The organism is Corynebacterium sp., from assembly GCF_022712195.1.
GTDB lineage: Bacteria > Actinomycetota > Actinomycetes > Mycobacteriales > Mycobacteriaceae > Corynebacterium.
Window position 1 is genome coordinate 1 of sequence record NZ_JALAGY010000053.1, and the last position, 7,130, is coordinate 7,130.

At 66.6% G+C, this 7,130-nt stretch carries 8 protein-coding genes and 3 tRNA genes; 1 reads left to right on the forward strand and 10 read right to left on the reverse strand.

Annotated features, from left to right (window positions below):
* Window positions 1–43: 43 nt before the first annotated feature.
* The 3 genes from Q0A34_RS06540 to rplJ all read right to left on the reverse strand — a co-directional run bounded on the left by Q0A34_RS06540 (window position 44) and on the right by rplJ (window position 2,150).
* Entirely contained in the window at window positions 44–1,048 is a 1,005-nt protein-coding gene (locus tag Q0A34_RS06540; protein WP_291479203.1) for a DUF3068 domain-containing protein, read from the reverse strand.
* A 120-nt stretch (window positions 1,049–1,168) separates the two neighbouring features.
* Window positions 1,169–1,552 (reverse strand): 50S ribosomal protein L7/L12, encoded by a 384-nt coding sequence (gene rplL, locus Q0A34_RS06545; RefSeq protein WP_075814217.1) that lies wholly within the window; start codon window positions 1,550–1,552, stop codon window positions 1,169–1,171.
* A 79-nt stretch (window positions 1,553–1,631) separates the two neighbouring features.
* Window positions 1,632–2,150, reverse strand: a complete 519-nt coding sequence (rplJ, locus tag Q0A34_RS06550; RefSeq protein ID WP_291479204.1) for a 50S ribosomal protein L10 — start codon at window positions 2,148–2,150, stop codon at window positions 1,632–1,634.
* A 424-nt stretch (window positions 2,151–2,574) separates the two neighbouring features.
* Between rplJ and Q0A34_RS06555 the strand changes: the two genes are divergently transcribed.
* A complete protein-coding gene (locus tag Q0A34_RS06555; RefSeq protein WP_291479205.1) occupies window positions 2,575–3,552 on the forward strand; it encodes an alpha/beta fold hydrolase in 978 nt (325 codons plus the stop codon).
* An 81-nt stretch (window positions 3,553–3,633) separates the two neighbouring features.
* On the opposite strand, the gene rplA is transcribed toward Q0A34_RS06555, so the two are convergent.
* The 7 genes from rplA to Q0A34_RS06590 all read right to left on the reverse strand — a co-directional run bounded on the left by rplA (window position 3,634) and on the right by Q0A34_RS06590 (window position 6,945).
* On the reverse strand, window positions 3,634–4,347 hold the full coding sequence (gene rplA, locus Q0A34_RS06560) for a 50S ribosomal protein L1 (RefSeq protein ID WP_291479206.1): 714 nt from the start codon (window positions 4,345–4,347) through the stop codon (window positions 3,634–3,636).
* Between the two features lie 88 nt (window positions 4,348–4,435).
* Window positions 4,436–4,879 (reverse strand): 50S ribosomal protein L11, encoded by a 444-nt coding sequence (rplK, locus tag Q0A34_RS06565; protein ID WP_291479207.1) that lies wholly within the window; start codon window positions 4,877–4,879, stop codon window positions 4,436–4,438.
* Between the two features lie 152 nt (window positions 4,880–5,031).
* On the reverse strand, window positions 5,032–5,892 hold the full coding sequence (locus Q0A34_RS06570; RefSeq protein WP_291479209.1) for a transcription termination/antitermination protein NusG: 861 nt from the start codon (window positions 5,890–5,892) through the stop codon (window positions 5,032–5,034).
* Window positions 5,893–6,044: 152 nt separating this feature from the next.
* Window positions 6,045–6,380 carry a preprotein translocase subunit SecE gene (gene secE / locus Q0A34_RS06575; protein ID WP_291479208.1) on the reverse strand — a complete coding sequence of 112 codons (336 nt, stop codon included), beginning with the start codon at window positions 6,378–6,380 and terminating at the stop codon, window positions 6,045–6,047.
* An 86-nt stretch (window positions 6,381–6,466) separates the two neighbouring features.
* Window positions 6,467–6,539: transfer RNA gene (locus tag Q0A34_RS06580), tRNA-Trp, on the reverse strand.
* Between the two features lie 201 nt (window positions 6,540–6,740).
* Window positions 6,741–6,817, reverse strand: a tRNA-Met gene (locus Q0A34_RS06585).
* A gap of 55 nt (window positions 6,818–6,872) precedes the next feature.
* Window positions 6,873–6,945, reverse strand: a tRNA-Thr gene (locus Q0A34_RS06590).
* Between the last annotated feature and the right edge of the window lie 185 nt (window positions 6,946–7,130).

The window sequence follows — 7,130 nt, forward strand, 5'->3', positions numbered from 1 at the left end:
CGCCCGGCCCGCCCTCCCCGCGGACCCGCGTACGCCGGGCGGCCTACCTCTTCGGCGACTGCGCCGGTCCAGACCGCTGGACGCGCTGTGGCCGCAGGGCCACGACCGCCGAACCGAGTGCCACGATAGCACCCGTGACGGTCAGCACAATACCCCATCCACGTGTCGGCCGGTCGTGTCCCAGCTCCTCGGCCTGAACCAGCAGGTCGTCACGCTCGTTCTCCGGTGTGGAACCACGGAAGGAGCTGAGCAGTTCCGGCGCTCCGGAGTCGTCGCCCTCCCCGTCGGGCACGTAGACGTCCTGGATGTCCTCACTGACAGAGACGATCATCCCGCTCTCCGGCTCCACCCGGAACTCCTTGTGGCCGGTGCGGTACAGCGACGACAGCTCCCCCTCCTCCGTCCTCGAGGTCGCCCGGTAGTACCCCGGGTTCGCCTCCCGCACCGGCTCGGCGTCGAAGTCCTGGCGGAAGACGTACACCTCCGTGCCGTCGACGTCCTCGGTCTGCACGAACCGGGCGGGCACGTCGCGGCGCAGCAGGTTGTCGAAGACCGGGTACTCCTGCTGGGCGGTCTTGCGGGGGAACGCCAGCCACTGTCCGTTCACCTCGGTCGACACCGCGGGCGTGGCCGGGGTGTCCGCGACCTTGGCGTCGCCCAACGACGCCCCGGTGGTGCGGTCGACACGGTAGGTCCACACCTCGGCGTCCAGCAGGCCGGCGTCTCCGTCCACGTCGTCGCGCACGGAGGTCACCCCCACCGTCGCCGACGCCGAGTCCCCGTCCGCAGGCTCGCCCAGCGACACCGCGTAGGTCTTCGTGACCGGTGCCGTGTCCGGCTCCGGTGTCCCGTCGTCGTCCCCCTCCCCCGACAGGTAGGACGGTCCGACACGGGCCTCGTCGTCGTGCAGGGTCAGCTGCGATTCGCTGAGCTCCAGGGGCACGGGACGCTCAGGCGGCACCAGCAGCGGCAGGGCGACACCGGCGGCGAGCAGGATGCACCCCAGCCCGAGAGTGAGGACGGCGACGACGCGGGATCTCGGAAGCATGCGGACCATCGTAGCGGGCGCCGCCGCACAGACGGGAAAGACGACACCACCCCCGCCACGGACGTCCTGTGGACGTCCCTGACGGGGGTGGTGGCAGATACGGCGTACGCCGGATCCCTCCTACTTGAGGGAAACCTTGGCGCCGGCCTCCTCGAGCTTGGCCTTGGCAGCCTCGGCGTCGTCCTTGGAAGCACCCTCGAGCAGAGCCTTCGGTGCGCCCTCGACGAGCTCCTTGGCCTCCTTCAGGCCCAGGCCGGAGACGAGCTCGCGGACAACCTTGATCACGCCGATCTTCTTGGCGCCGGCGTCCTCGAGAACGACGTCGAACTCGTCCTTCTCTTCCTCGGCGGGAGCAGCGGCAGCACCGGGGGCGGCGGCAGCGGCGACCGGGGCGGCGGCGGTGACGTCGAAGGTGTCCTCGAAGAGCTTGACGAACTCGGAGAGCTCGATCAGGGTCATCTCCTTGAAGGCTTCGAGCAGTTCGTCGTTGGTGAACTTAGCCATGTCGGCTTCCTTTCTTTGTCCCGTTCAGTGGTGAACGGGAGCGGCGTTAATGCGTATGGGGGTTAAGCGGCCTGACGGGTCAGGCAGCTTCCTTCTTCTCCTGGAGCGCGGCGGTGAGCCGTGCAACCTGGGATGCCGGAGCGTTGAACAGGCCCGCGGCCTTGCTGAGGGAGCCCTGCAGGGCGCCGGCCAGCTTGGCCAGGGTGGTCTCGCGGTTGTCCAGCTCGGCGATTGCCTCAACCTGGGCTGCGGACAGCGCGTTGCCGTCCATGTTGCCGCCCTTGATCACGAGCGCCTTGTGATCCGCGCCGAACTTCTTGAACGCCTTGGCAGCGTCGACTGCCTCACCCTCGATGAAGGCGATGGCGGTCGGTCCGGTGAGCAGTTCATCAGCGATCTCGACGCCGGCCTGCTTGGCAGCCAGCTTGATCATGGTGTTCTTGGCGACGGAGTAGGTGACCTCGGAACCCAGGGCCTTGCGCAGCTCGGTCGTCTCCGCGACGGTCAGCCCGCGGTACTCGGTGAGCACCGTGGCGCTGGCGTTCTCGAAACGCGCGGTGAGCTCCGCAACGGATGCGGTGTTCTTTGCGTTTGCCATACTCTCGCCTCCTTCCTGATGTCTGTCGGTGGTGCGACCGGACGGTGTCTGAATGGCCTTCCCCCGAACACAGTGACGCCCCGTGCACAGGGCACGGGGCGCGGAGGCGGACATCCCGGGCCACTGGGGCCGGTGCCGCTCGACGTGTTCCGTGTTTCCCTGCGTGGGCCGCCATCGCCGTGTACTGGTGATGGTCCTTCGTCCGCCCTCCCCGGTGCTGCCCGGTGAAGACGTCGACCGACGGTCTCCGGTGAAACTTGAACGTTCGCGGGTCACCCCGCGATCAAACTTCTCGCCCCACTATAGACCCGCAGGCCGACAACCCCAAATCGCGGCGACAGACAGCGTCAGACTAGAGACAGACTGGAGACACGTACCGGCGAACACTCCCCCGACCACGGTCAGGGATAGTAGGTTCGGAGGAATGAGTTCACCGACAAATACTTATGCGGCCTCCGGGGCCCCCGAACACCGGTTCTTCCTGACCGCGTTCCTCAGGTCCTGGGGCCACAGCGACCCGATGCCCGCCGGGGTCAACGACTGGGACACCCCGCTGCCGGCGGAGCACCCGGTACCAGTCGTCCTGCTGCACGGCACCTGGATGAACGCCTACGGGACCTGGTCGATGATCGCCCCGAAGCTCATGTCCCGCGGGTACCGGGTGTTCGCCCTGAACTACGGCAGCAACGACGAGAGCCTGCTGGGTCGCCGTGCGTGCTGCTTCGCCAACGGCGGGCTCCTGGAATCGTCGAAGGAGGTGGCGGAGTTCATCGACACCGTACTGGAGCGGACCGGGGCATCGCAGGTGGACGTGATCGGGCACTCCCAGGGCGGGGCCCAGGCCCGCCTGCTGGCCACCGGACACGACGGCCGCTTCACCGACGGCGGGCCGAAGATCAGGAACGTCATCGAACTCGCCGGTTCCGGTCACGGTACGACGATGATGGGCCTGGGATCCATGGCCGTGTGGCTGCGCGACACACTGCGGGGCAAGGTCGACGTCTCCGCGATCCTGCGGTCGATCCTGGGACAGTGCGCAGAGGACCAGGTCGTCGGCTCCGACGTGGTCCGGCACATCAACCGGGACGGCGACACCGTCCCCGGGGTGACCTTCACCATGATCAGCACCCGTTACGACGAGGTGGTCACCCCCTGGCGCACCCAGTTCCTCACCCCCGGCGAGGGAGCCGCTGTCCGAAACTTCTGTGTCCAGTCCGACGGCAACGCGAGGGACTGGAGTGACCACCTCTCCGTCTGCTATTCGCCGCGGACGGTCGACCTGATCCTGGAGCGGCTCTCGGACAGCGACACCGGCGAACCCGGCGCCTACCGGAAGGCGCATCCCCATGTCGTGGCCCGCGTGCTGCCGGTCCTGGGACAACTGCGCCAACGGGGCCACTGACAGACGGAACCGCCTTCCGCCTCCCGTCGGAACGGGGAGGCGGAAGGCGGTTCCGTCTGCAGCGGTGGAGACCAGCCAGGGCTAGTCCTCTTCGCCGGTGAAGTTCTTCATCACGGTCGGATCAACCTGGATGCCCGGGCTGTTCGTGGTGGCGATGGTGATCTTCTTGATGTAACGGCCCTTGGCGGCGGAGGGCTTCACGCGGAGCAGCTCCTCGACCAGGGCGCCGTAGTTCTCGGCGAGAGCCTTCTCGTCGAAGGACGCCTTGCCGATCATGGCGTGCAGGTTGGCGGCCTTGTCGACGCGGAAGGAGATCTTTCCGCCCTTGATCTCGGCGACAGCCTTGGCGACGTCGGTCGTGACCGTACCGGTCTTCGGGTTCGGCATCAGACCACGCGGGCCCAGGACGCGGGCCACGCGGCCGACCTTGGCCATCTGGTCCGGGGTAGCGATCGCGGCGTCGAAGTCGGTCCAGCCGCCCTGGATACGCTCGATCAGTTCAGCGGTGCCCACAGCCTCGGCGCCTGCCTCCTCGGCGGCGGTGGCGTTCGGGCCCTCGGCGAAGACGATGACGCGGACGTTCTTACCGGTGCCGTTGGGCAGCGAGACGGTGCCGCGGACCAGCTGGTCAGCCTTGCGGGGGTCGACACCCAGGCGGATCGCGACGTCGACGGTGGCGTCGTGCGTCTTGGAGGAGGTCTCCTTGGCCAGCTTGACGGCCTCGATCGGGGTGTAGAGACGATCGGCGTCGATCTTCTCTGCGGCGGCGCGGTACGCCTTGGAGTTCTTGCTCATGGTACTGGTCCAATCAGTGGTTGTTGGAGTGTGGTCGACGGGCCGCAAGTGGCCCTGCCACGGGTGACGCCGGCAGTGGCTGTCGGTGCTACTTGGCCGGCTGGTCGATGACGTCGATGCCCATGGAGCGGGCGGTGCCGGCGATGATGCGGGCGCCGTTCTCCAGGTCGTTGGCGTTGATGTCCTCGAACTTGGTCTGCGCGATCTCGCGGCACTGTGCCCAGCTGACCTGGCCGACCTTCTCTGCGTGGGGGACGCCGGAGCCCTTCTGGATGCCGGCGGCCTTCAGCAGCAGCTTGGCTGCCGGGGGGGTCTTCAGCTTGAAGTCGAAGGAACGGTCCTCGTAGACCGTGATCTCGACGGGGACGACGTTGCCGCGCTGCGACTCGGTGGCCGCGTTGTAGGCCTTGCAGAACTCCATGATGTTGACGCCGTGCGCACCGAGCGCCGGGCCGACCGGGGGTGCCGGGTTCGCGGCGCCCGCCTGGATCTGCAGCTTGATCAGGCCGGAGACCTTCTTCTTCTTCGCCATGGTTCACCTCTTCACGTGGTACCAGGTGTGTCGCCCGCAGGGACGACCTCGCCCGTCCTATGGCGGGGACGGGCACACCTGTCCGGATGCCGGACTGGTTACCGGCCACCGGGTGGAATGTTCATGTGCTCGGGACGAGCAACGGTCAAACTCTAGTTGAGCTTCTCTACCTGGTCAAATGCCAGGTCGACAGGGGTCTCGCGACCGAAGATCGACACCAGGGCCTTGAGCTTGCTGTTGGCGGCGTCGATCTCGGAGATCGTCGCGGACACCGAGGCGAACGGGCCCGACAGCACGGTGACGGACTCCCCGACCTCGAAGTCGACCTCGACCTGGTCGCCGAGCGGGGTCGGTGCCATGGCGACGCCGGTGTCGCTGACGTCGACGGTGGCACCCGCCTCCGCCTCCTCCTGTGCCGCAGGTGCGGTGGCGGTCTCCGGCGGGAGCAGGAACTTCGCGACCTCACGGATCTTCACCGGGGTCGGCTTCCCCTCGTTGCCCACGAAGGAGGTCACACCCGGGGTGTCGCGGATGACGGACCAGGAGGCGTCGTCCAGCTCGATGCGCACCAGGACGTAACCCGGCAGCAGCTTGCGCTTGACACGCTTACGCTTGCCGTCCTTGAGCTCCGTGATCTCCTCGATGGGCACGACGACCTCATGGATCTGCTCGTCCACGCCCAGGGTCTGGGCACGCATCTCCAGGTTGGTCTTCACCTTGTTCTCGTAGCCGGAGTAGCACTGGATGATGTACCAGTCGCCGTCGAGCTTCTTCAGCGCGCGCATGAACTCCCGCAGACGGGTGCGGTACGCGGCCATCGCCGCGTCCTCGGGAGCCTGCTCCGTCTCGGAGGGCTCGGCGGCACCCGCGGCGCCCGCAGTGTCCGCGGTGTCCGTGGCCTCCACGGACGGTGAGGTGTCGCCGAGCTCGCTCACCGCCTGCTGCACGTCGTCCTGCGCGGCGGCTGCGAGGCCTTCCGCTGTGCTGCTGTCGTGGTTGTTCTCGTCACTCATGGGTTCGTTCATCTCCCTGATGGTACTGACGCTGTGGTCGGGGTCGTTCGTTGTCCGCTTCTCATCCGCGGGTCGTCGTACCGTGCCCCGCATGAAAAATCCGCCTCGCCGGGAGGCGGAGGCGGTGGATACTGCGGTCGATCATAGCACGGTCAGATACCGAACATGAACTCCAGACCTTCCCCGGAGAGCAGGTCGACGACCGTGCACAGTGCAGTGATGGCGATGAGGAAGACGATGGTCACGATGGAGTAGGTGACCATCTCACGCCCGGTGGGCCAGATGACCTTCTTGACCTCTGAGCCCACGGAACGCGGGAAGGCCAGCACGCGGCTCCCCCCGGACGTTGCCCCGTCGACGTCGGTGACCTTCGCGGACGCACGGTTGTCCTGGCCTGCGGTGCTTCCTTCCCCGCTGACCTGACGCTTACCGGACGGACGCAACGGACCGCCGGTGGAACCGACTTCGTTGTTCTTCTCGTCGCTCACGTGATCTACAGCTCCTCGGAATATGGAAAAACCCCGGTCATGCCTGGCCGATGACAGTCACCGGCCCGGCATCCCGGGGGCATGTGCAGGGGCGACAGGACTTGAACCTGCAACCTGCGGTTTTGGAGACCGCTGCTCTGCCAATTGAGCCACGCCCCTTCGCGATGGATCTCAGCCTACCACGGAGGGCAGACGTCAATGTCTCACGGACGGTACCGCGTTAACGGCACCGCAGCAGTCTATCAGCCGCGCACCCCGGGGAACAACTGAACCACGGCGGGTACCCCCTCGGCCCCGTTCCCCACAGCAGAACACCCCGCCACCTGCAGTGCAGATGACGGGGTGCCTGGTGTCTTACTCTGGTAGCGATGCCGGGGATCGAACCCGGGACCTCACGATTATGAGTCGTGCGCTCTAACCATCTGAGCTACACCGCCAGGGCCATTCAACCGGCTGTGACCGGCAAGCCGGATATCGCCTCAAAATGACTTGAGCCCCCTGACAGAATCGAACTGTCGACCTTTTCCTTACCATGGAAACGCTCTGCCGACTGAGCTAAGGGGGCGTACCTCACACAGCAGGACCGGTGAACAACCTCGGTTGTCTCCGCTCCAGCTCCTGAAGCCTGAAGTAGAATAACCAGAGTCACCGTACTTGCACAAATCTGCAGGTCACCCCGCCAATCGCGACCACCCTGCAGCACCTTCCGGCCCCTCTCCACCTCCTCCCCGACCCGGTGCCGCCCCAGCC

Excerpts from the sequence above, each read along its gene's own strand:
- Q0A34_RS06570 (WP_291479209.1), bottom strand. The coding sequence starts at position 5,892 with ATGAGTGACGAGAACAACCACGACAGCAGCACAGCGGAAGGCCTCGCA.
- rplA (WP_291479206.1), bottom strand. The coding sequence starts at position 4,347 with ATGAGCAAGAACTCCAAGGCGTACCGCGCCGCCGCAGAGAAGATCGAC.
- rplK (WP_291479207.1), bottom strand. The coding sequence starts at position 4,879 with ATGGCGAAGAAGAAGAAGGTCTCCGGCCTGATCAAGCTGCAGATCCAG.
- Q0A34_RS06540 (WP_291479203.1), bottom strand. The coding sequence starts at position 1,048 with ATGCTTCCGAGATCCCGCGTCGTCGCCGTCCTCACTCTCGGGCTGGGG.
- rplJ (WP_291479204.1), bottom strand. The coding sequence starts at position 2,150 with ATGGCAAACGCAAAGAACACCGCATCCGTTGCGGAGCTCACCGCGCGT.
- Q0A34_RS06555 (WP_291479205.1), top strand. The coding sequence starts at position 2,575 with ATGAGTTCACCGACAAATACTTATGCGGCCTCCGGGGCCCCCGAACAC.
- rplL (WP_075814217.1), bottom strand. The coding sequence starts at position 1,552 with ATGGCTAAGTTCACCAACGACGAACTGCTCGAAGCCTTCAAGGAGATG.